The 23,138-nt window shown below is 66.9% G+C and carries 19 protein-coding genes and 1 tRNA gene; 12 read left to right on the top strand and 8 right to left on the bottom strand.

The window, feature by feature from the left end; translation table 11 throughout:
• Window positions 1-20 precede the first annotated feature (20 nt).
• The 3 genes from Q1W26_RS17655 to Q1W26_RS17645 all read right to left on the bottom strand — a co-directional run bounded on the left by Q1W26_RS17655 (window position 21) and on the right by Q1W26_RS17645 (window position 4,101).
• The gene (locus Q1W26_RS17655) at window positions 21-707 is read right to left on the bottom strand and encodes a DUF599 domain-containing protein (RefSeq protein WP_300442851.1); all 687 of its coding nucleotides are present in this window, start codon (window positions 705-707) and stop codon (window positions 21-23) included.
• Window positions 707-1,675, bottom strand: coding sequence for an alpha/beta hydrolase (locus Q1W26_RS17650; protein ID WP_300442849.1), 969 nt, complete (start codon window positions 1,673-1,675; stop codon window positions 707-709). Before Q1W26_RS17650 ends, Q1W26_RS17655 begins: the two co-directional genes overlap by 1 nt.
• Window positions 1,676-1,740: 65 nt before the next feature.
• Window positions 1,741-4,101 (bottom strand): DNA internalization-related competence protein ComEC/Rec2, encoded by a 2,361-nt coding sequence (locus tag Q1W26_RS17645; RefSeq protein WP_300442847.1) that lies wholly within the window; start codon window positions 4,099-4,101, stop codon window positions 1,741-1,743.
• A gap of 115 nt (window positions 4,102-4,216) precedes the next feature.
• Between Q1W26_RS17645 and Q1W26_RS17640 the strand changes: the two genes are divergently transcribed.
• The gene (locus tag Q1W26_RS17640) at window positions 4,217-4,756 is read left to right on the top strand and encodes a DUF2062 domain-containing protein (RefSeq protein WP_300442845.1); all 540 of its coding nucleotides are present in this window, start codon (window positions 4,217-4,219) and stop codon (window positions 4,754-4,756) included.
• Window positions 4,753-5,850, top strand: a complete 1,098-nt coding sequence (locus Q1W26_RS17635; protein WP_300442843.1) for a potassium channel family protein — start codon at window positions 4,753-4,755, stop codon at window positions 5,848-5,850. The genes Q1W26_RS17640 and Q1W26_RS17635 overlap by 4 nt, the downstream gene beginning before the upstream one ends.
• 82 nt (window positions 5,851-5,932) lie before the next feature.
• Here the strand turns inward: Q1W26_RS17635 and Q1W26_RS17630 are convergent, their stop codons facing one another.
• The 3 genes from Q1W26_RS17630 to Q1W26_RS17620 all read right to left on the bottom strand — a co-directional run bounded on the left by Q1W26_RS17630 (window position 5,933) and on the right by Q1W26_RS17620 (window position 10,038).
• Window positions 5,933-7,954: a HAMP domain-containing methyl-accepting chemotaxis protein gene (locus Q1W26_RS17630; RefSeq protein WP_300442841.1), complete on the bottom strand. Its 2,022-nt coding sequence runs from the start codon at window positions 7,952-7,954 to the stop codon at window positions 5,933-5,935.
• A 139-nt stretch (window positions 7,955-8,093) separates the two neighbouring features.
• A complete protein-coding gene (gene lolD / locus Q1W26_RS17625; RefSeq protein ID WP_300442839.1) occupies window positions 8,094-8,792 on the bottom strand; it encodes a lipoprotein-releasing ABC transporter ATP-binding protein LolD in 699 nt (232 codons plus the stop codon).
• Window positions 8,785-10,038: a lipoprotein-releasing ABC transporter permease subunit gene (locus Q1W26_RS17620; RefSeq protein ID WP_300442838.1), complete on the bottom strand. Its 1,254-nt coding sequence runs from the start codon at window positions 10,036-10,038 to the stop codon at window positions 8,785-8,787. Before Q1W26_RS17620 ends, lolD begins: the two co-directional genes overlap by 8 nt.
• A gap of 183 nt (window positions 10,039-10,221) precedes the next feature.
• On the opposite strand from Q1W26_RS17620, the gene Q1W26_RS17615 reads away from it, so the two are divergent.
• The 3 genes from Q1W26_RS17615 (at window position 10,222) to recJ (ending at window position 14,599) form a co-directional block, all read left to right on the top strand.
• Complete coding sequence (locus tag Q1W26_RS17615; protein ID WP_300442836.1) at window positions 10,222-11,787, top strand: caspase family protein; 1,566 nt, start codon at window positions 10,222-10,224, stop codon at window positions 11,785-11,787.
• A 101-nt stretch (window positions 11,788-11,888) separates the two neighbouring features.
• Window positions 11,889-12,917, top strand: a complete 1,029-nt coding sequence (locus Q1W26_RS17610; RefSeq protein WP_300442834.1) for a hypothetical protein — start codon at window positions 11,889-11,891, stop codon at window positions 12,915-12,917.
• Window positions 12,914-14,599, top strand: coding sequence for a single-stranded-DNA-specific exonuclease RecJ (gene recJ / locus Q1W26_RS17605; protein WP_300442832.1), 1,686 nt, complete (start codon window positions 12,914-12,916; stop codon window positions 14,597-14,599). Before Q1W26_RS17610 ends, recJ begins: the two co-directional genes overlap by 4 nt.
• A 115-nt stretch (window positions 14,600-14,714) precedes the next feature.
• Here recJ and Q1W26_RS17600 read toward each other — a convergent pair whose 3' ends face one another.
• A complete protein-coding gene (locus Q1W26_RS17600) occupies window positions 14,715-16,007 on the bottom strand; it encodes a hypothetical protein (protein ID WP_300442830.1) in 1,293 nt (430 codons plus the stop codon).
• 182 nt (window positions 16,008-16,189) lie between these two features.
• Here Q1W26_RS17600 and Q1W26_RS17595 point away from each other — a divergent pair, with 182 nt between their 5' ends.
• From Q1W26_RS17595 to Q1W26_RS17565, 7 genes are all read left to right on the top strand, one after another.
• The gene (locus Q1W26_RS17595; protein ID WP_300442828.1) at window positions 16,190-18,526 is read left to right on the top strand and encodes a Tex family protein; all 2,337 of its coding nucleotides are present in this window, start codon (window positions 16,190-16,192) and stop codon (window positions 18,524-18,526) included.
• 777 nt (window positions 18,527-19,303) lie between these two features.
• Window positions 19,304-19,669 (top strand): ArsC family reductase, encoded by a 366-nt coding sequence (locus Q1W26_RS17590; protein ID WP_300442826.1) that lies wholly within the window; start codon window positions 19,304-19,306, stop codon window positions 19,667-19,669.
• Window positions 19,666-20,562: an Hsp33 family molecular chaperone HslO gene (locus Q1W26_RS17585; protein ID WP_300442825.1), complete on the top strand. Its 897-nt coding sequence runs from the start codon at window positions 19,666-19,668 to the stop codon at window positions 20,560-20,562. The genes Q1W26_RS17590 and Q1W26_RS17585 overlap by 4 nt, the downstream gene beginning before the upstream one ends.
• Window positions 20,563-20,642: 80 nt before the next feature.
• Window positions 20,643-21,464 (top strand): septum site-determining protein MinC, encoded by an 822-nt coding sequence (minC, locus tag Q1W26_RS17580; RefSeq protein ID WP_300442823.1) that lies wholly within the window; start codon window positions 20,643-20,645, stop codon window positions 21,462-21,464.
• Between the two features lie 31 nt (window positions 21,465-21,495).
• The gene (minD, locus tag Q1W26_RS17575; protein WP_300442822.1) at window positions 21,496-22,311 is read left to right on the top strand and encodes a septum site-determining protein MinD; all 816 of its coding nucleotides are present in this window, start codon (window positions 21,496-21,498) and stop codon (window positions 22,309-22,311) included.
• 1 nt (window position 22,312) lies between these two features.
• A complete protein-coding gene (minE, locus tag Q1W26_RS17570) occupies window positions 22,313-22,573 on the top strand; it encodes a cell division topological specificity factor MinE (RefSeq protein WP_300442820.1) in 261 nt (86 codons plus the stop codon).
• 9 nt (window positions 22,574-22,582) lie between these two features.
• A tRNA-Leu gene (locus tag Q1W26_RS17565) sits at window positions 22,583-22,667 on the top strand.
• Between the two features lie 117 nt (window positions 22,668-22,784).
• Here Q1W26_RS17565 and Q1W26_RS17560 read toward each other — a convergent pair.
• The coding region (locus tag Q1W26_RS17560; protein WP_300442819.1) for a type II toxin-antitoxin system PemK/MazF family toxin at window positions 22,785-23,138 on the bottom strand (354 nt) is incomplete at its 5' end.

Raw genomic sequence — 23,138 nt, 5'->3', positions numbered from 1 at the left:
CCCGCGGCGGCGGCGCCCCGCTAGGGCAGCATCGCCGCCAGCGTCTTGGAGCGGAAATCCCGCCGGTAAAGCACCGCCACGATCAGCGTGGTGATCGCCGAGAAGATCCACGGATCCACAAACCAGAACACCGCAGCCAGGCCGAAGTAGTAGGCCCGGATGCCGCGGTTGAACTCGTCACCCGACAGCGCGTTGATCCTGGCAAAGCGCTGCGCGTATTCTTCCGTTCCCTCACCAGGCGGAGGCGCGGCGCCCACCAGCAGCGACAGCATGTTGAACTGGCGCAGCGACCAGGTGAACTTGAAGTAGGCCACGATGAACACCGTGAGCAACAACAGGAGCTTCACCTCCCACACGTCCCGCGACACATGCTTGGCGAAAGGCAGATCCGAAGCGGCGTCGATCAGCTTGTCCATCGTGCCGAGCAGGGCCAGCAGGCCGGCGATCACGTAGATCGTGGTGTTGGCATAAAAGGACACGCTCTGCATCAGGTTGCCGATCAGCGCCGCGTCCCCCACCCGCCCTTCCCGCCTCAGCAGTTGCCGGCCCCATTCAAGACGAAAATGGTGACTCGCCCCGAGCAGCCCGCGCATACTGCCCAGCGGGCCGTGCTCGACGACCCAGCCATAGCCCGCCCAACACGCAAAAAACCAGGCGAGGGCGATCCAGTCCGCCAGCGCAAATGCCGACAGCCATGCGCCACTCATCAGCGCGCCTCCAGCAGGAAGTCGCGGATCGGAGCGATCTGCGCAGCATCCATGAGGGTGGGTGCGTGGCCCACATCCGGCACTTCAACCAGTCGCGCCTTCGGCCCGCGGGTCGTCATCTGTGCCGCCGTATCATGCAGCAGCAGGTCGGATTCGGCCCCGCGCATCACCAGCGTCGGGCTGGAAATGGCTTCGTAGATGGGCCACAGATTCACGTCGGCAAGGATGGGCGTCTTGCGAAAGGGCTCGCCGATGCCCGGGTCGTAGCGCATCGCCCAACCGCCATCCACCTCCTTGAGCGAGGTTTCGGACAAATGCCGCCACTGGGCGTCGGTCAACCGGCCAAACGGCGCACTCACCTCACGGATATAAGATTCACCGGCCTCGTAGCTCGGAAACACCGGTGCATTGCCGACGTACTGCCCGATGCGCCTCAACGAAGCAGCCGTCACCACCGGCCCCACGTCATTGAGCACCAGCCGGCGGATCGGGTTGTCGGGCATGCTGGCGATGATCATGCCGATCAGGCCGCCCATCGACGTCCCCATCCAATGCACCGTTTCCACGTCCAGGCGTGCGATCAGCGTGATCATGTCGGCCACGTAGGTCGGCAACTGGTAGTCGTCCTTGACCGCCAGCCAGCCACTGCGGCCACGGCCGACCACGTCCGGACAGATCACCCGGTAGTGGGGCGCCATGGCCCGTGCCAGATCGTCGAAATCACGCCCGTTGCGGGTCAGGCCGTGCACGCAGACCAGCACCCGCGGGTTGTGGGGATCGCCCCATTCCGTGTAGGCCATGCGATGAAAACCGTGGGCGCCGATGCACTGGACGCTGCGCAGGCGCGGTTCGGGCGCCACCGGTTCGGGGGCAACTTCGGTGAGTGGTGCCGGAACGGGCGACATGGGCGCGGGCGGCGTGGCAGGCGCACCGGCAAAGAGCTTGCGGAGGGCGGCGAGGAGGCTCATGGTCGGTCAGGAACACTGCGAAAAAGAGTGGGGCAAGCATAGCATCCGGCGGCGGCCTGCCGCCTTCAGCGGCCGTGCCAGTAGCGCGGCGCCAGATCGCGGGCGGTATCGACGCGAAGCCCAGCGTGGCCCAGATTGACAATCACCGCCCCGCTGGCATCGGTGCGCAGAATGCCGGCGCCAGAGGCCGACCAGCGTGCCCACACCTCGGCGTTGGGATGGCGGAAGCGGTTGCGGTAGCCCACCGGAAAGATCACCCAGCGCGGCCGCGTCGCTTCGATGAAGGCCGGTGTCGATGAGGTCCGGCTGCCGTGGTGAGGTACGACCAGCACGTCGCTGGCCAGGCCGGCCGTATTCCGCGCAAGCAGCCCGGCCTCGGAAACCGCTTCGATATCGGAGGTCAGCAACAGGCGCCGGCCGGCCGCCTCGACGCGCAGCACGCAGGCGGCATCGTTGGTCTTGCGCGGCCGGGCGCCATCGGCAAGCGCTTCAGGATGCAGCATGGTGAAACGCACGCCATCCCACTCCCAGCCCTGCCCGGCCACGCAGGGCTGGTGGCGGGTGCCGGCAATCAGCCGGGCCGGGTGGTTCTGCGGCAACGAGCTCAGCACCTCGCCAACCGGAATGCCGGTAAGCACGGCCTCGGCGCCACCGGCGTGGTCGTTGTCCTGATGGGTGACGATCAGCGTATCGAGCCGGCGCACGCCCAGCGCCTTGAGGTAGGGCAGGAGGATGCGCTCGCCGCTGTTGGCATCGGTCGAGAAAGCCGGGCCGGTATCGTAGATCAGGTCGCGGGTAGCGGTCTGCACATGCACCGCAAGGCCCTGCCCCACATCAAGGACGCTCACCTTCGCTTCGCCCGGGGCCGGCCGGAGCGGCGTCCACAACACCAGCGGCACCAGCAAGCTCAGCCCCACCCAGCGCACCGGCGTGCCTCGCGGCAACAGCGCCCAGATGCAGCCAAGGCTTGCCAGCACGGCCAGCAGCGGCGGCGGCGCGGCCTGCTGCCAGTAGGCCCAGGGCAGATCCGCCAGCCACTGCACCGGCAGCATGGTCAGCGCAAAGGCGCCGTGGGCCAGGTCGGCCAGCATTTGCAAGGGCAGGATCGCATAGCCGATCGCCAAGGGCGTTACGACAAAGCTGACCAGGGGAATCGCGATCGCATTGGCCAGCGGCGACACCAGCGAGAACTGCTGGAACAGCACCAGCAGCGCCGGCACCAGCCCGAGGGTGATCGCCCACTGGGTGCGCAGCGCCTCCTTCAGCCGCCCCTCGCTGGCCAGCCGGCCGCTACCCACCAGAAGCAGCAGCGCAACCGCGCCGAAAGACAACCAGAAGCCGGCCGCCAGCACCGCCCACGGGTCGAGCACCAGCACCACGCCCAGCGCCAACGCAAGCACCCGGCTCGGCGCCGTCTCGCGACGCAGGACCAGGGCCAGCGCCACGCAGCCCAGCATGTAAAGGGTGCGCTGGGCCGGCACGCCCCAGCCGGCCAGCAGGCAATAGACGAAGGCTGTCGCAAAGCCGGCCACCACGCCCGCCTGCTGGGCCGGCCAGCGCAGGGCCAGCGAGGGGCTGCGGCGCCATATACCGCCAAGCGCCGCGGCGAAAAGTGCGGCGATCATCGTGACGTGCAAACCGCTGATTGCGACCAGGTGCGAAATTCCGCTGCGCGCAAAAACCCGCCACAGCTCGGGCGCAATCGCGCGCTGGTCACCCACCGCCAACGCAACCAGCACACCGGCGTAAGGGGCGTCGGGCAAGGCCTGCCTGAAGCGCTCCCGAACGCCTTCGCGCAGGCGCAGGACGGTGTTCATCACGCCGGGCACGCAGGCCTCGAGCCGGGCATTGTCGTCCGCCGGCCGCACGTAGCCGGTGGCGCGGATGCCCTGCTCCAGCAGCCAGCCCTCGTAATCAAAACCGTGGGGATTGACGTTTCCATGCGGCCGCTTGAGGCGCACCGTGAGGCGCCAGCGCTCGCCCGCACGGACATCGGCCAGCGCTGCCGACTCCTCGTCGCGAAAACCCGAGTACCAGGCCACCGAAATGGTCCGCGGCAGCGGTGCGGCACTCTCCTCCACCTCAAGCACAAAACGCAGGCCGCGCTCGAAGGCCTGGGGCAGCGACGCCACCACACCCGTCACGATCACGTCGCGCCCTTCCCATGCGGCCGGCAGGGCCTCGGCGAGGCGCAGCTCGGCCCGCCAGGCTGCATAGCTCCAGCCCATGGCGGCCATCGCCAACGCCGTCAGCACGGCCCCGACACCACGCCACAGCGGAGCCCGCCGGCGCGACACGCCCCATGCCAGCGCGCCAAGCCCCAGCCCGCCACCCAGCGCAGCGGCCATCGCCGGCGGTGACGGCAACGCGGCCCCGAGCTGGCAGACGAAAATGCCAGCCGCAAATGCCAAAACGATAATTCGCATAGGCCGGAATTTAGCCGAAATCCGGCGCACCGTAGCGGAAACACGAAGCCAGGACGACTCGGTTAGAATCAGCGACCAAGATCCGGGCCTGCCCCGCAACCGGCCCGCCCCCACCATGCGACGACAGCTCAAGCGCTACCTGCCCAGTCATGAGAAGCTCGCCGCCAACCGCTGGCTGGCACCTTTTGGCTCAAGCCTTTTCCACCCCCGCCTGTGGCACCTCAACCGCCACTCCGTGGCCGGAGCCGTTGCCGTGGGGCTGTTCTGCGGCCTGATTCCCGGCCCGCTCCAGATGCTTGCCGCCGCGCTGTGCTGTCTGGCCTTCCGGGTCAATCTGCCGCTGGCGCTGGTCACCACCCTGTACACCAATCCGCTCACCCTGGTGCCGCTCTACATTGCGGCGTTTTCGATCGGCGAATGGATTCTCGGCAATGGCAGCGGCCACTTCACCGCGCCGCCGGAATGGGGCGACACGAGTCTCATGGTGTGGATCGAACACCTTGCCGGGTGGATGGCGGGGCTGGGACGCCCGCTGTTCATCGGGCTGGTCGCGCTGGCCTCCGGCCTCTCGCTGGCCGGCTACCTGCTGACCCGTCTCGCCTGGCGCAGCTATCTCATCCACAACTGGCGCAAGCGCAGAAACCGCAAGTCTTGAAAATCACCTACTTCATCGCGCTGCTGCGCCGCCTGCTGCATTTGCGCAAACGCAAAAAGGCCGTGTGCGCGCCAAAGCGCCACAGCCAGCTGCCGCGCATCCTCCTGCGCATCTACTTCGCGGCCGGATTCCTCGTCGCGCTCCTGGCCGTCGGCACGGCGGGTTTCTACGTGGCAGGCGGCGACAAGGCCGATTTGTCCGACGCCTTCTACATGACCATCATCACGGTCACCACCGTCGGCTACGGCGAAGTCGTGCACATCGACGGTTTTGCCGAACGCTTCTTCGCCGGCATGATCGCGTTGGCGGGCTTTGGCGCCGTCACCTTTCTTTTCACCAGCCTGACCGTTTTCTTCCTCGAAAGCGATCTTGATTTCACCCTGCGGAGACGTCGCATGGAAAAGCAGATTCGCAAGCTCCACGGCCATTACATCATTTGCGGCTTCGGCCGGGTCGGACGCAACGTGGCCAACGAACTGACCACCACCCATCGCCATTTCGTCGCCATCGACTCCGACGAAGTTGCCCTGGAAGCCCAGCGCGATCGCCTGCCCGGGCTGGTTTACCTTGGCGGCGACGCCAGCGACGACGATCTGCTGCTTTCAGCCGGGATCCACGATGCCCAGGGCGTTTTTGCCGTCACCGGCGACGACAGCCGCAACCTGATGATCGTGTTCACCGCCAAGCAGCTCAATCCGAACGTGCGCATCGTGGCCCGCTGCCACGAGGTTCGCAACACCGAAAAGCTGCGCAAGGCCGGTGCCGACAGCGTGATCTCGCCAGATTTCACCGGCGGAATGCGGATCGCCTCCAGCATGATCCGACCCCACGTCGTGTCCTTCCTCGACGAAATGCTCCGCTCCGAACTCAAGCTGCGCCTCGAGGAGGTGCGGGTGCCCCAGCACTTCGAACCCCGCGCGCTCGACACCCTGCGCCTGCGCAGCCCCAACTACGTGCTGCTGGCCGTACGCAGCCACGGTGACGTGGTCTTCAACCCGCCCAAGGAATTCATGCTCGAAGCGGACCAGCACGTCATCGCAATGGCTTCGCCCCTCGGGCGGCAGGAACTCGAAAGCGCGCTGATGCCCGAATGAGGCGCACAGCCTGCGCGCTGATGTGACAAGGCCCTGGAGCGCCAGCGTTCCAGGGCCTTTTTGCACTGCGGATGACGCGGGCTCAGATCCTGAAGTGAGCCACTTCCTGGCGCAACTGCTGGGCCAGGCTTTCCAGGTGACGGGCCGTATCCGCGGTATCCCTGACCGCCGCACTGTTCTGCTCGGCCATCTGGGCGATGTGCTCCACGTTGCGGGCAATCTCGGTGCTCGCGGCGCCCTGCTCGCGCAGGGCCGACGAAATGTCGGCCACCGCCCCGAGCACCTGGGTTGCACCGGTACGGATCTGCTCCATCGAGGTGCCGGCCTGCTGTGCCAGCACCACGCCGTCCTGCACCCGCGTCACGCCGTCCTGCATGGTATCCACGGCGCGTGCCGTGCCGCTCTGGATCGAAGCCACCATGCCGGTGATCTCGCCGGTCGCCTTTGCGGTGCGTTCGGCCAGCTTGCGCACCTCGTCGGCAACCACCGCAAAACCACGTCCGGTTTCACCGGCGCGGGCGGCCTCGATGGCCGCATTGAGGGCCAGCAGGTTGGTCTGGTCGGCGATCTCCTTGATCGAACTGACGATCGTCGAGATTTTCGCCGACTGGTCGCCCAGATCCTGGATCACCGTTGCCGACTCGCGCACCGAAGTGGCGATGCGCTCCATCTCGCTTACCGTCCTCGCCACCACCGTTCCACCTTCGGCAGACAAACGCCCCGACGCCGAGGAGATGCCTTCCGCCTCGGAGGCGCTGCTGGCAATCTCCTCGATCCCGACCGTCATTTCCTCGACCGCCGCAGCCATGCTCGATGCCGCCTCGCTTTGCTGCTCGGAACCCACCGACACCCGCGTTGCGGAACTGGCGAGCGACACCGCCGCGCTCGTCACATCGTTGGCGCCGTTCTGAACCTTGCCGATCACATCGGCAAACGACTGTGCCATTTCGTTGAATTGATCGGCGACCAGCCGCAGTTCGTCGTCGGCCGAAAACTCAATGCGCGAACGCAGGTTGCAGGCCGCCAGCTCACGGGCTCCGGCACGCAGTTCGTTCACCGACTGAATCACCGCGATGCAGAAGGCCGACGAGAGATACAGAAGAACCAGCACCGCCAGCGCGGCAAGCACCGCATTGATGGTCAGCGCCCGGTTCAAACGGTCGAGTCGCGCGGAAAGCAGAGCCTGGGTGCCCGGAATGAGCACTTCGTAGGTCTGGGCGTAGGTCATGTCGATGGCCTTGGTGGCCAGCGCAAAATACACCGGTGCGGCCATCTCGAAATCGCCCTTGAGGATGTGTTCCTGCAGCTCATTGACGACGCTGGAGGTCACGACGGCGAATTCCTGCTCCAGCCTGGAGAGAGACGTCTGGAGCGCCGGATTGTTGGCCGCCGCCCGCTGCAGGTTCTCATTGAAGTCGGCCAGGGCCATGTTCAGTTCGCCAAGCTGCGAGCTGATATCGAACTGACGCTGCTCGTCCAGGGCCTTGGCCGCCAGCACGCCGGTGCCCATCGCCCGCAAACGGCCCAGCCGCTCGGAGACATCCGGCACGCGCCGCATCACGTTGTCGATGAGGTAATAGCTGTCGGCCGAAGGATCGAGGGTCAGGTTGCCGTCGTCGCTCATGTCGTGCAGCGCAAGCACGATCTTGCGGATGAGCGCCGTGTGGGCGAGCAGGTTGTCGCGGGGCTTCATCTGCAGCCCGCCGGACTGGATGGCCTCCCACCCCGTCCGGACCTCGCTCCAGCGCTTGCCGACCGTGGCGGCAGAGCTGGTAGCAAGCACCTCGTCGGCCGCTTTCATCGCCGCGGCCATTTCGCCGGTCTTCTGCTGCAGCGCGGGCCGCATCTCCTCGTTGCCGTTCAGGACCCCGGAGGACAAGCCCCGATGCTGCTGGGAAACCTGGAGAACCTTGAGCAGACGGGGAACCCGCTGCAGGGCATCGGCTTCCCTCTCGGTGAAAACGACGCTCTCGCGCAGGGAAAGGGCGAGCTGAACGAGCAGGAATCCGATCACCAGCAGGGCTATCAGCCCGAGCAAGGCGAATTTCGCCGGATAACGCATGCGGTTCAGAATCGCCACCGCCGGCGCAAAAATAGCTTTCATGATCTCTCCGACAGGTTCGGCCCGAACCAAATGGTCCTTCCACGTGTGAGGCCTTATCGGCCCCCCTGCCGGCAAACTTGAGGCCCCCCGCTCACCGCCGGCGGCTTGCCGGAAGCCCTGGCACCCGCCCGTCGGACACTCAGAAACCCGCGTCGAGGACACCGTCCTGAAGCCGCAGCACACGGCTGGCCCGGCCCGCCAGGCTGACGTCATGAGTCACGATGACGAAGCCGGTGCCCTGCTCCTCGGCCAGCTCCAGCATCAGCGCAAAAACCTTTTCGGCGGTCTGGCGATCCAGGTTGCCGGTCGGCTCGTCGGCCAGCACGCAGGCCGGCCGGGTGACCAGCGCACGGGCAATGGCCGCCCGCTGGCGCTCGCCGCCGGAAAGTTCGCCCGGCGTGTGGTCGAGGCGATGCCCCAGCCCCACCGCCTTCAGGGTTTCGGCGGCACGGGCAAGCGCCTCTTCGCGCTTCATGCGCCGCACGAACAGCGGCATGGCCACGTTTTCAAGGGCCGAAAACTCCGCCAGCAAATGATGGAACTGGTAGATGAAACCCAGCGACTCGTTGCGCAACCGGCCCCGCTCGGCATCCGAAATCGTCGAGAAATCCTTGCCCAGCAGTTTCACCTCGCCCGCCGACGGCACGTCCAGCCCGCCCAGCAGATGCAGCAGGGTGCTCTTGCCGGAACCCGATGTTCCCACCACCGCCACCCGCTCGCCGGGCGCCACCGACATGGATACGTCGCGCAGCACCTCCACCGCGTCGGCGCCTTCGCGGAAGGACTTGGACAGGCCGCAGCACTCGATCACGCGCGGCTTCATGGATGCATCACTCATAGCGCAGGGCCTCCGCCGGGTTGAGGCGCGACGCCCGCCAGCTGGGATAAAGCGTCGCCACCAGGGTCAGAACGAAGGAAACCGCGCTGATCGTGATCACGTCCGACCATTGCAGCTCGGAGGGCAGATCGGAAATGTAATAGACGTCCTTGGCCAGGAACTGCACGCCCAGGGCCTGCTCGATGGCCGGCACCACCACGTCGATATTGAGCGCCAGCCCGACGCCGCCGAGCACCCCGATCGCCAGCCCGATGAAGCCGATCAGCGCGCCCTGGATCACGAAGATGCCCATGATCGACCCCGGGCTCGCCCCCAGCGTACGCAGGATGGCGATGTCGGCCTGTTTGTCCTGCACCGCCATCACCAGCGTCGACACAATATTGAAGGCGGCCACCGCCACGATCAGCAGCAGGATGATGAACATCACGTTCTTCTCGATCTGCACGGCCCGGAAAAAATTGGCGTGGCTGCGCGTCCAGTCGGATACCTGGGTGTCCACATCCACATACTGCATCAGCTCGCGGGCCACCCGCGGGGCGGCAAAAAGATCGTCCAGCTTGAGACGAACGCCGGTAACCCGGTCTTCCATGCGGTAAAGGGTCTGGGCATCCTGCAGGTGGACCAGCGCCAGGCTGGAATCGTATTCGTACATGCCCACTTCAAAAATGCCCACCACCCTGAACTGCTTGAGCCGCGGGAGGATCGCCGCCGGCGTCACCAGGCCCTGGGGCGCGATGAGCGTCACCTTGTCGCCCATCGTGACGCGCAGTGCCCGCGCCAGATCGGCCCCGAGCACGATGCCGAAGGCCCCCGGCTGCAGCGCATCGAAGCGCCCGAAACGCATGTGCTGGGCAAAGTCGGCCACCTTGTCCTCGGCATCCGGCAACACCCCGCGCACCAGCGTGCCCCGCACCGTCTGGTCGAAAGACAGCATGGCCTGGGCCTGCACAAAGGGCGCCGACGCCTTTACGCGGGGATGCTTCGCCACATCGTCGGCCACCCGCTGCCAGTTGGTCAGCTCGCCGTCGAACCCGCTCACCTGCACGTGGGAGGCCACGCCGAGAATGCGCGTGCGCAGTTCGCGCTGAAAGCCATTCATCACCGACAGCACGACGATCAGAGCCGCCACGCCAAGGGCAATGCCAAGCATCGACACCAGCGAAATAAAGGAAATAAAGCGATTGCGGCCCTGCGCGCGCCGCTTGGAGCGGGTGTAGCGCAGGCCGACGAGGAGTTCATAGGACATTGAAAGGGAACCGGTAATGCAGAAACGCCGGCACGCGGCGCGAGGCCGCATTGTGCCGCAGTTGGCCCCCGCCGAAAACGTGGATGTGGCACCGGCCCGCCAACGGACCGCGACGTAATCACGCTTGCACTAAGCCCGGCCGCGTCATAATTCGCGATCACGCCCCGTCACCAGGAATCCAGGATGCATCCCCTCCTTCGCAGCGCCATCGTCGTTTCGCTCGCCATGCCCTGGGCTCCTGCAATGGCGCTGAACGCCACCGTGACCGAAAGCGGCGAGCTGCACACCCAGCCCTATTTCACCGCGCCCCGCATCGCCCCCGTTCACCGCCTGAGCACCGTCGAAGTGCTGGAGCGGCGCCGGGACTGGGTGCGGATCGAGATCGGCGGCAATCGCAGCGGCTGGGTTCCGGAGCGCAGCCTGGATCTCTCAACGCAGGCCCCTGTCCGCGCCGACGCCCTTCCCGCCGCCCCGCCCGGCACCGCGCCGCAATGGATCCCGCGCAGCACGCCACGCGCCTCCAACCACGCCCTGATCCTGCCCCTCGGCGACGCCGCACACGCCGACGCAGCCAGCGCCACCGCCATCGCACGCCTGATGGGCATACCCGACGCCAACATCCAGCAGCCGGCCCCGGGCGAACTCGACGCCGACGGCCTGCGCCGCGCGCTGGCCGGGCTCGATGCCCGCCTCGGCAGCGACGACCGTGCCTTCATCTACCTGTCCGGCCAGGGCAGCCGCACGTGCGGCGACGCGATCGTCACCGCAAGCCGGGAGAACTTCCTGCTGGCCGAATTCACCCGCTACCTCCTCAACCTCGCCCGCAAGGCCGACAAGCTCGTCGTCGTCATCGATGCCGGCCGCGGCGATGGCCGTGCCAGCGGGCTCACCGGGCGTTACACCGCCGGCGCCTCCGCCTGCAGCGGTGACTCCCAGGCCCCCGCGTCGCCCGGCAACAACGTGCTGATCGTGCACGCCAGCCGCAGCGGCCAGAACGCCTTCGCCGACGACAAGGGCGGCCTCGCCACCCAGGCCCTGCGCGCCTGCCTCGACAGCCAGGCCAATCCGGCCGGGCTGGCAAACGGCGACGCATGGCGGCGCTGCGCCCAGGCCACCATCGACAGCCGCGGCGGCCCGCAGCACATCACCCTCGGCGGCAACCCGGCCCTGATTCCCGCCCCCGGTCTCGTCGGCAGCGGCCCCACCGACCCGCGCCAGCTGCTGCAGGCCATTCACGCCCAGAAGAGCGAGCGCCGCAGCGTCAGCATTGGCGGCCTGCGTCCCGGCTACCGGGCGGGCGAAAGCATCCAGCTCACCGTCACCGGGCCAAAATCCAGCTCCCCGCAGTTCAGCTCCCTTTACCTGCTGGCCGCCGGCGACAAGGGTTTCACCCTGCTCCATCCCGGCCCGGCAGCGCCCGCCGAACGCTTCGAAGGCAGCCAGACCCTGAACCTGCCCATCGACCCGGCCACCCGCGAGGCCATCGGCAGCGGCCGGCTGCGCCTCCTCGCCCTCGTCACCGACAGCCCGCGCAACTTCCAGCGCAGCGGCTTCGGCGGTGCGGGCGCCCGCGTCGCCACCGCCCCCGCGGACGCCCGCACCCTGCGCGACCTGCCCCTCGAAATCCTCGGCGGCGACAACAGCCCCACCTGTCAGCACAGCGAGACCCGCAATCTCGGAGCCGGCCGCGCGCGCCAGTGCTCGGCCGCCTTCGGCGCGGCCCTCGCCGACATCACGATCACCCCCTGAAGCGGCGCGGCGGCCGGCCGGGGGGCCGCCACGTGATAAACTTCGGCGCCGGATTTTCACCTTTCAATCCGGCACTTACCGGACACTCCCCCCCGCAATCCATGCAGTTCCACCTCGTTCTGCCCGGCCTCGCCTGGCCCTCGGGCGCCGCGTCCCAGATAGCCGACGCCCCGCCGCTCACCGCCCTGTCCACCCTGCTCGGCCATGCCCGCCACGACTGGCAGCCCACGCTGGCCCCCGAAACCTGGCTGGCCCGGCAATTCGGCGCCAACGCGGCCCGCCTGCCCTATGCCGCCCTGCGCCGCGGCGGCGAAACCCCGCCACCCGAGCCCGGCGCCCACTGGCTGTGCTGCGATCCGGCACACCTTCATTTCTCCCGCGACAGGCTGCTCCTCGCCGACGCCTCGAGCCTCGCCATCACCCGCGCCGAAGCCGACACGCTGATCACCGGGCTGAACGAACTCTTTGCCGACATCGGCCGCTTCGAAGCCCCGTCACCCGACCGCTGGTATGTGGCGCTGACCGAAGAGCCGCGCCCGTTCTTCCACCCGCTGGCCGACGTCAATGGCCGGCCGATACAGCTCTTCATGCCCGAAGGCGAAGACATCGCCCGCTGGGCACGCCTCGCCAACGAACTCGAAGTGTGGCTCTACAACCACCCGATCAACGCCGCGCGCGAGGCCACCGGCCAGCGCAGCATCAACGGCGTGTGGCTGTGGGGTGCCGGCCCGCAGGATCTGCCCCTCCGCGCCCCGGCCAGCCAGATCCAGGCCGACGCGCCCTTCGCCCGTGGACTGGCACTGCACGCCGGCATCACGCCGCGGCCAGCCACCCGCTACATCGAGGGCACCGGCTTCGCGGTCATCGACACCCTCCAGCGCCCGTCCCTGCACTTCGACGCCACCGCATGGCTGAGCGCCATCGCGCAGCTCGAAACCGACTGGTTCGCCCCGCTGCTCAAAGCCCTCAAGGCCAAAAAAATCACCGCGCTCCGCATCAGCGCCCCCGGCGACAAACACCACTTGCAGCTCGACGTCGCAGCGTCCAGCCTGTGGAAGTTCTGGCGCAAGCCCCGGCCGCTGGCCGCGCTCCTGGCCACCGCCCCGCAACCGAACCCCCAAAACCCATGACCCGTATCCTGACCCGCCCGGTGCCCACGCGTGCCGTCACGCGGCTGCTCGAAGCCGGCACCCATCCGCTGCTCGCCCGCCTCTACGCCGCCCGCGGCATCGAAAGTCGCGACCAGCTCGACTACAGCCTCAAGTCGCTGCTGCCGCCGGCCCGGCTCAAGGGCGTGCATGAAGCCGCCCAGATCCTCGCCGACGCCATCGAGGCCGGCGCGCGCATGCTCATCGTGGCCGACTACGACTGCGACGGCGCCACTGCCTGCGCGGTGGGCATCCGGGCCCTGCGGGCCTTTGGTGCCGACGTGGGCTACCTCGTGCCCAACCGCTTCGAATACGGCTACGGCCTCACCCCGGCCATCGTCGAACTGGCCGCAAAAATGGAACCGGACCTGCTGATCACCGTCGACAACGGCATCGCCAGCGTCGAAGGCGTGGCCGCCGCGCGGGAGCACGGCATCGCCACCGTCATCACCGACCACCACCTGCCGGGCGACGAACTGCCCGAGGCCGACGTGATCGTGAACCCCAACCAGCCCGGCTGCGACTTCCCCAGCAAGGCGCTGGCCGGCGTCGGCGTGATGTTCTACACCATGCTCGCGCTGCGCGCCGAGCTGCGCGAGCGCGGCGCCTTCGAGGGCAAGACCGAACCCAACCTGGCCGAACTCCTCGACCTCGTGGCCCTCGGCACCGTGGCCGACGTGGTCAAGCTCGACCACAACAACCGCATCCTGGTGTCGCAAGGCCTTCAGCGCATGCGCGCCGACCGCATGCAGCCGGGCATCCGGGCCCTGTTTGCCGCCGCCGGCCGCGACGCCGCCCGGGCCACCACCTTCGACATGGGCTTCGCCCTCGGCCCACGCCTCAATGCCGCCGGCCGCCTGGCCGACATGTCGCTGGGCATCGAATGCCTGATCACCGACGACATGGGCCGTGCCATCAACATCGCCCAAGAGCTCGACACCCTCAACCGCGAACGCCGCAGCATCGAAGCGGGCATGCAGGAAGAAGCCATGGCCGGGCTCGACACCATCGACCCGGGCAGCCGCGCCAGCCTCACCCTGTTCGAACCCGAATGGCACCAGGGCGTCATCGGCATTCTCGCCGGGCGCATCAAGGAGAAATTCCACCGCCCGACCATCGCCTTTGCCCGCGGCAACGACGGCGAACTCAAGGGCTCGGGCCGCTCGATTCCGGGCCTTCACCTGCGCGACGCCCTCGACCTCGTGACCAAGCGGGCGCCCGGCCTGATCCTGAAATTCGGCGGCCACGCCATGGCCGCTGGCCTGACCATCAACGAAGTCGATCTCGCCCGCTTCGAGGAGATTTTCGAGACCGTGGTGCACAGCCTGATCGACCCGGCCGACCTGACTCGCAGCCTGGAAACCGACGGCGCGCTCGAAGACAGCCTCTACAGCCTTGAAACCGCCCGCCTGCTGGAGAGGGAAATCTGGGGCCAGGGCTTCGCGGCACCGGTCTTCGACGACACCTTCCGGGTCGAAAACCAGCGCATCCTCAAGGACAAGCACCTCAAGCTGCAGCTGAAAAAGGGCGCCACCCGCATCGACGCGATCCAGTTCAACCACGCCGACCCGGCGGGCCAGACCATCCACGCAGCCTTCCGGCTGGCGGTAAATGAATACAACGGCGTGTCGAGCATCCAGCTGATGCTCGAACATTTCGAGTAGCCCCGGCTGCGTTCGAGCCCGCCCGTAAAAAACAAAACCCCCGGAAAAAACCGGGGGTTCGTCAGCAGTCTGAACAAGACTTTCAGCTCATTTTGGTGAGCACATCAGGCCGCGCTCAGTTAGCTACCCCACGCACGGCGTCAGCCACGTTGCGGCCATTGACCCGCACGACGGCAATCGTGTGCCCGGTTCCATCCACCTCAACCGGCTCGACGGTCAGGTTGCCGCCATCCAGGGCGCGCTGCAGCCGCTGGGTGGCATGCTCCGAGGTCATGCCCGGATCCCGCGCATCGAGCCCCTGCACCCGGAACTTGCGCCCGCTCTGGTAGAAGCTGGCGCCATCCATCGCATAAGCCCGCGCCACGCCCCGCGCCTGACGCTGCACGGGCGCGGCCGGCTGCGCCTGTGACGGCACGGGCACCGCCGCGGGAGCCGGCATCGGAGCACCCCGCTGAACAGGCTGAGGAGCCACGGGCGCAGGCACCGGTGCCGGTGCCGCAACCGCCGCCTGCTGAACGGAGACAGCCGCCGCAGCAGCCGCAGCGGCCTCCGCCGCCGACATCTCGGACGTTGCAGCCGCAATCGGCCTGAACTGGGCTTTTGGCAACTCGACCGTCGGGCGCAGCGGAGCCGGCTGAGCCGCTGCAGCCGGGGGCACCGGCACGTTATGCGGCGGCGGCAGCACAACGCTCTGCCGCGCCACATTGGGCCTGGCGGCCGGCATCACCGGAGCCGGGGCGGAAACCTGCGCCGGCGCCTGCAACTGGCGCACTGCGGCTTCTCGCGGCAACGGCGGCGTCGTCGGCACGAAGGCCTCGCGCCCGATCGGCGCAAACGCTTCCCGCCCGATGCCTTTTTGAGCGTGCCCCGACTTGACCGAACGGGCAAGCGGCGCCTGCACCGGCGGCTCGACAACCGGCTGGCGCAGCTTCTCCGGCGCAGCCTCTGGCGGCTTTACACCCCGGCCGGCGGTGCGCACGGGCTGGGCAGCCTTCTGCTGGCGCGCTTCCTTTTTTGCTTCCCTCTCGGCTTCGCGAGCCGCGGCGCGGCGCTCGGCCCGGGTGGCGGGCCTGGCGGACGCCTTGGCCACAGGCTCCACGTTTTTCACGCCACGGCCGCGGGGCGCTGCGGCGACCACCTTCGGAGCGCGCTCCTTGGCGACGACGGCCCTGGGCGCGGCGGAACGTGCGCCCGCTTTGGGTTCGGAGGCCTTGGCCGATACCTTTGAGGCCTTGGGGGCGGCGGCTTTCGAGGCGGACTTGGGGGCCGGTTTTGCAACCGGTTTGGCGGCCGGAGCCACCTTGCGGGCTGGCGTGGCGTGGGTCGGCTGCGGTGCGGCGGAGGCTTCGCCTCCAAGCACCAACAAACCGAACACCACCGCGGTCAGCGCGGCGAATACGGGGTTCATGCGGTGTGATCTCCTGCTGGGCCGGCACGCCGCAAAGGGCGGCCTGGCGTGAGGTGTGCGGAGGATGCAGCGTCCGCGACACGAATAATCGTGGGATTTTACCGGAAACTCATGCGGTAACGGGCTTGCAGCGTTGGCCGGGTTTCTGCACCATGCGCCCTTTTCGCGCACCGGGTCCGTCCATGCTTCTGCCGATCGAACAACGCATTGCCGCCGAATTAGGTGTACAGCCCCGCCAGGTTTCTGCGGCGGTCCAGCTTCTGGACGAAGGCGCAACGGTGCCCTTTATTTCCCGCTACCGCAAGGAAGTCACCGGCGCCCTTGACGACACCCAACTGCGCAACCTCGAGGAGCGCCTCGGCTACCTGCGCGAACTCGAAGAACGCCGTGCCGCCGTGATTGCCAGCATCCACGAACAAGGCAAGCTCGACCCGGCGCTCCGCGACGCCATCGAAAACGCCGAAACCAAACAGCGCCTCGAAGACCTTTACCTGCCCTTCAAGCAAAAGCGCCGCACCAAGGCCCAGATCGCCCGCGAAGCCGGCATCGGGCCGCTGGCCGATGCCCTGCTGGCCGACCCGGGCCTCGCGCCCGACACCGAAGCCGCCCGCTACATCAACGCGGATGCCGGCTTTGCCGACACCAAGGCCGTGCTCGACGGCGCCCGCCAGATCCTGATGGAGCGCTTCGCCGAAGACGCCGAACTCATCGGCAAGCTGCGCGATTACCTGCTGGATCACGGCGTCGTCGCCTCGACGGTGATCGCCGACAAGGAAGCCGACCCCGCCGCGGCCAAATTTCGCGACTGGTTCGACTTCCGCGAAGCCATCGAAACCGTACCCTCGCACCGGGCGCTGGCCCTGTTCCGTGGCTGCAACGAAGGTTTCCTGCGCCTGCAGCTGGGGCTGGACTCCGACCCCACCGACGGCAGCCCGGTCGGCCCCAACCCCTGCGAAGGACGCATCGCCGGCCACTTCGGCATCAAGGACCAGGGCCGCCCGGCCGACACCTGGCTGCGCGAAACCGTACGCTGGGCCTGGAGCGTCAAGATTTCGCTGCACCTCGAACTCGAACTCCTCGGCCAGCTGCGCGAAAAAGCCGAGGAAGAAGCCATCCGCGTCTTCGGCCGCAACCTCAAGGATCTGCTTCTCGCCGCCCCCGCCGGCCCGCGCGCCACGCTGGGCCTCGACCCGGGCCTGCGAACCGGCGTGAAAGTCGCCGTGGTCGACCAGACCGGCAAGCTCCTCGACACCGGCGTGATCTACCCCCACGAACCCCGCCGCGACTGGGATGGCAGCCTGCATCTGCTCGCCACGCTGTGCGAAAAGCACAAGGTGTCGCTGATTTCCATCGGCAACGGCACCGCCAGCCGCGAAACCGACAAGCTCGCCGCCGACCTGATCAAGCTGCGCCCCGAGCTTCACATGACCAAAATCGTCGTCTCGGAAGCCGGCGCCTCGGTGTATTCCGCGTCCGAACTGGCCGCCAAGGAATTCCCCGATCTCGACGTCACCCTGCGCGGCGCCGTCTCCATCGCCCGCCGACTGCAGGATCCGCTGGCCGAACTGGTCAAGATCGACCCCAAATCCATCGGCGTCGGCCAGTACCAGCACGACGTCAACCAAAGCCGCCTCGCCCGCGCGCTGGATTCGGTGGTCGAAGACTGCGTGAACGCCGTCGGCGTGGACGTGAACATGGCCTCGAGCGCGCTGCTCACCCGCATCTCCGGCCTCAACCCCACGCTGGCCGCCAACATCGTCGCCCACCGGGACGCCAACGGCCCCTTCCCCAGCCGCGCCGCGCTGCTCGACGTGCCGCGCCTCGGGCCCAAAACCTTTGAACAGGCCGCCGGCTTCCTGCGCGTCACCAACGGCAACAACCCGCTCGACGCCTCGGCCGTGCACCCGGAAGCCTACCCGCTGGTCGAACGCATCCTTGCCGACATCCGGAAAGACGCCCGCGAAGTGATGGGCGACGCCAAACTCATCGGCCAGCTCAAGCCCGAACGCTACACCGACGAACGCTTCGGCCTGCCCACCGTGCAGGACATCCTCAAGGAACTCGACAAACCCGGCCGCGACCCGCGCCCCGAGTTCAAAACCGCCAGCTTCAAGGAAGGCGTCGAGCAATTGAAGGATCTCGAGGTCGGCATGATCCTCGAAGGCGTGGTCACCAACGTCACCAACTTCGGCGCCTTCGTCGATATCGGCGTGCACCAGGACGGCCTCGTGCACGTCTCGGCGCTGTCCGAGCGCTTCGTCAAAGACCCGCACAGCATCGTCAAGGCCGGCCAGGTGGTGAAGGTCAAGGTCGTGGAAGTCGACCTGCCGCGCAAGCGCATCGCCCTCACCATGCGCATGGGCGACCAGCCCCAGGCCGCTGGCCGGCCGGCCGGCGAGCGCCGCGACGCCCCCGCGGGCAACCCCCGCGGCGGCCGTGCCCCGGCCGGAAAGCCGAACCGCGAACCGGCGCTGGCCGGCTCCCTCGCCTCGGCCTTTGCCAAGGTGCTTAAAAAATAAGCACCACCCGGGCCGGCCTCGCCGGCCCGCAGGCACCTGCGGGCTGGTGTAGGTCGGGTTGCAACCCGACAACATCTCGATCACGCCCCGCCGAACTTCGATTACATACCTGCAAATGCTGGCAGGCCTGCGCAGGGTTTGCCGTTCGCCGATGGAGACCAACGGCTTTCCGCTATTCAGCCTTGGATCGGCCGGTTCCCGGACCGGCAGCCGGCCCCGCTTCACCGGCTCAGAAGGGCTTTTCGGAATCACCGGGCAGAGTAGATCGGATTAGCGCAACGTAATCCGACCTCCCAGGGTCGGGCATGACGATAATCGCATCCACTTTCTACGGACACCAAAGGCGAACGAACTCGTCGATGACACAAGCCGCTCCAGTAAAGGCTCGGTGTCTGCTGAAAGCCCCTTCCGAACCGCTGAGCAGCGGAGCAACAGGCGGGGAAGTTCGGCGCAGCTGTTTGAGCGGGCGCAGCCCGCGAGTTCTGCGCCGGCCGCCTGTTGTGAGCAGCGCAAGGCAGTCGGCTGCGAAGCAGACGACCGGTTCGGCGGGGTCGCCTTTCTTGCCTACTTCTTTGGCGACGCAAAGAAGTAGGCCGGCCGCCGGGCCGGGACCCGGTCAATGTGACGCCAAGCAACGGAAAGCGCTTGGTCTCCATCAGCGAACAGTGAATCCCCGCGCAACAATTCCCCCCAACCCCACCCCCGCCCGGCTAAAATCCGCTCCATCCCATTGATTTTCCAGCGACGCCTCCCCGGCGTCGCGCTGCTTTAGGCCCCATGCACACGATCTACGGCATCAAGAACTGCGACACCATGAAAAAAGCCTTCGCCTGGCTCGACCAGCAAGGCGTCGCCTACAGCTTCCACGACTACAAAAAATCCGGCATCGACGCCGCCCGGCTCCACGCCTGGAGCGAGGCCGTCGGCTGGAAGACGCTGGTGAATACCCGCGGCACCACCTGGCGCAAGCTTCCGCCCGAACGCCAGGCCATCGACACGCCGGACGCGGCCGTCCAGCTGATGCAGGAATTTCCCAGCCTGATCCGCCGCCCCGTCCTCGAAACCACCGGCGGCCAGGTGCTGGTCGGCTTTGACCCCGCCCTCTACGCCAGCCTCCACGCCACTGCAGGAACCCCCGAATGAACGACTCCACCAGCTACGTGCAGCGTTTCCTGCTCGACGAACTCGACATCCGCGGCGCAATCGTCCAGCTCGACGACGTCTGGCAGGCCCTGCTCGAAAACCGCGACTACCCCGCCGTGGTGCGCGATCTCCTCGGCGAGATGTGCGCCGTTGCCTGCGTCATCGGCGGCAACCTCAAGCAACCCGGCCGACTCACCATTCAACTGCAGGGTCACGGCCCGGTCAGCCTGCTGGTGGTCGACATCGCCGAAACCCTCAACCTGCGGGGCTACGCCAAGGCCTCCGCGGATGTCGCCGGCAAACTCGGCATCACCGACCTGGTCGGCGACGGCCAGCTGCTGCTGAGCCTCGACATGCCCGAGCTGCGCCAGCCCTACCAGAGCTACGTGCCGATCGAAGGCAACACCATCGGCGAAGTCTTCGAGCACTACCTCACCCAGTCCGAGCAACAGCCCGCCGCGCTGCACACCGCCTGCTCCGGCACGAAATCGGCCTGCCTGTTCCTGCAAAAGCTGCCCGACGCCGACAGGAAAGACCCCGACGGCTGGGACCGCATCACCCGCCTGGCCTCCACGCTGCAAGCCGAAGAACTCCTCGAACTCGGCCCGGAAGACATCCTGACGCGCCTGTTCCACCAGGAAACCGTGCGCCTCTTCGACGCCCGCGAAGTCACCCACGACTGGCCCCTCGACTGGGACAAGGTGCACGGCATGCTGCGCACCCTCGGCCGCGCCGAACTCGAAGCGGTGATCGCCGAACACGGTGAAATCCTGATCCACGACGACCTTTCGAACCACGAATACCGGCTCACCGCCGACGACCTGGCCGCCGTGTTCGCCGAAGAGGCTGAAAACCCGGCTGCCGACCCCGCCGAACCGCGCATTTTGCATTGATTGACCAGCGGACTTGCCCGAAACCCCGCTGAAAAGTAGACTTGACGGGTTTTAGTCCGCGCATACCGCACCCCAAATTCATGGCCGACGCATCCCTGCAGGGCAAACTGATCGAGTTCAAGGGCGCCAGCCTGGCAGTCATGACGGCCTACGTCCGTGAAACGGACGCCGTCCGCCTCGCCGACGCCCTCCACATGATGCTTGGCGGCATGCCCGATTTCTTCGCCGGCGAACCCGCCATTCTCGACTTTTCCCAGCTCGGCAACTCGCCCGACCGGGTGGACTGGACCGCCGTGCTCAGCCTGCTGCGGCGCTACCAGCTGCAGCCGGTGGGCGTGCGCAACCTCGACGAACACCTCCTGGAAGGCGCCCGCCGCGCCGGCCTTGCCGTGCTTGGCGCTGAAAGTTTTTCAGCCGAGCGTCCGGTGGCCGCAGCCCAGCCGCGCACGCCGCCGCCCGCCCCGGCACCGGCACCTGCCCCCACCCTGGCCCCGGCCCCTGTCGAAGCGGCACCGCAGGCCCCCGCCGCCGCCTCTTCCGATAACGGCCTCGCCCCCACGCTGGTGGTCGACCGGCCGCTGCGCTCGGGGCAGCAGGTTTATGCCAAGGGCGGCGACCTGGTCCTCCTGGCCGGCATGAGCCCCGGCTCCGAGATCATTGCCGACGGCAGCATCCACTGCTATGGCCCGCTGCGCGGCCGCGCGCTGGCCGGCGCCCGCGGCGACACATCGGCACGTATATTCAGCACCAATTTCGGTCCCGAGCTGGTCTCCATCGCTGGCGTATACCGCACCTTCGAGCGCGGCATCCCGCAAACCGTCGCCGGACGCGGCGCCCAGGTCCGCCTGACCGGCTCGGACAACCTGCATACTCTCGAAATCACGCCGCTTCAGTACGACTGAAGCAGCACACAAACAGACTTAAGGGGACATCGTGGCACGCGTCATCGTAGTAACGTCAGGCAAGGGTGGCGTCGGCAAGACCACCACCAGCGCGAGCATTTCCACCGGCCTAGCACTGCGCGGCTTCAAGACCGCGGTCATCGACTTCGACGTGGGCCTGCGCAACCTCGACCTCATCATGGGCTGCGAGCGCCGCGTGGTCTACGACCTCATCAACGTCGTGAATGGCGAGGCCAACCTCAATCAGGCCCTGATCAAGGACAAGCACTGCGACAACCTCTTCATCCTTCCCGCCTCGCAAACCCGCGACAAGGATGCGCTGACCGAAGAAGGCGTCGAAAAGGTGCTGAAGGATCTCGAACACCTGGGCTTCGACTACATCCTGTGCGATTCCCCCGCCGGCATCGAGCGCGGCGCCGTGATGGCCCTGACCTTCGCCGACGAAGCCATCGTCGTGTCCAACCCCGAAGTCTCCTCGGTGCGTGACTCCGACCGCATCCTCGGCATCCTGCAAAGCAAGAGCCGCCGCGCCATCGAAGGCCGCGAACCGGTCAAGGAACACCTGCTGGTCACCCGCTACTCGCCCAAGCGCGTCGAAGACGGCGAAATGCTGTCCTACAAGGACGTGCAGGAACTCCTGCGCATTCCGCTGATCGGCGTCATCCCCGAATCCGACGACGTGCTGCAGGCCTCCAACCAGGGCACCCCGGCGATCCACCTCAAGGACAGCGACGTGGCCATCGCCTACCAGGACGTAGTTGCGCGCTTCCTCGACGAAGACCGTCCGCTGCGCTTCGTCGCCTACGAAAAGCCCGGCCTGCTGAAGCGGCTCTTCGGAGGCAAGTAAGATGTCGCTCCTTTCCTACTTTTTCGGTAGCAAGCAGAAGACCGCCTCGGTTGCCAAGGAGCGCCTGTCGCTCATCATCGCCCACGAGCGCGGCACCAACCGCACACCGGATTTCCTGCCCGACCTGCAGCGCGAGCTGATCGCGGTGATCTCCAAGTACGTGAATGTCGGCCCCGACGACATCAAGGTTCAGCTCGAAAAGCAGGACAACTGCGAAATCCTCGAAGTGAACATCACGCTGCCGGAGCAGCCGCAAAAATAAATCCTCCGGGCCCGGATGGTGAAATCGGTAAACACTGCGGACTTAAAATCCGCCGCCGCAAGGCTTACGGGTTCAAGTCCCGTTCCGGGCACCACATAAAAGCGCTGTAAAAATAAAGCCCTGCAATTTTCACTTGCAGGGCTTTTTGTTTGGTCGTGCGGTGAGTGATAACAAACTGACAACGCGGATCAGGCTACTTTCTTGGATGTTTCTACTCAAACAGAATGGCTTCAATTCTGGCCAGGGCTTCATCCACGACGTACTGCGGCACCGTTTCCTTGAGGCTCACATTCCGCGCTCGCCAGTCCAGCGACTTCAACTGGTGGCAGTGCACGGCGCCCTGGGTGTCGGTGCCCGCCCCGATCAGCGTGACCACAGTCCCGTATGTACGGGCGGCGGCAGCGGCGCCCTGCGAAATTGGGCAAATCATCGCCAGCCCTTGCTGGTTGAAGATCTTGCCGCTCAGGACCAACCCGAAGTGCGGGACTTTCATCTCCCGACCGGAAGAAGGGTCGAAATCGAGATGCACGATGTCACCACGGTTCGGCAGGTACGCCATCAGCCG

The organism is Zoogloea sp., from assembly GCF_030157465.1.
In the GTDB taxonomy this organism is placed as follows: Bacteria; Pseudomonadota; Gammaproteobacteria; order Burkholderiales; family Rhodocyclaceae; genus Zoogloea.
This window is presented reverse-complemented; position numbering and strand designations above follow the sequence as displayed.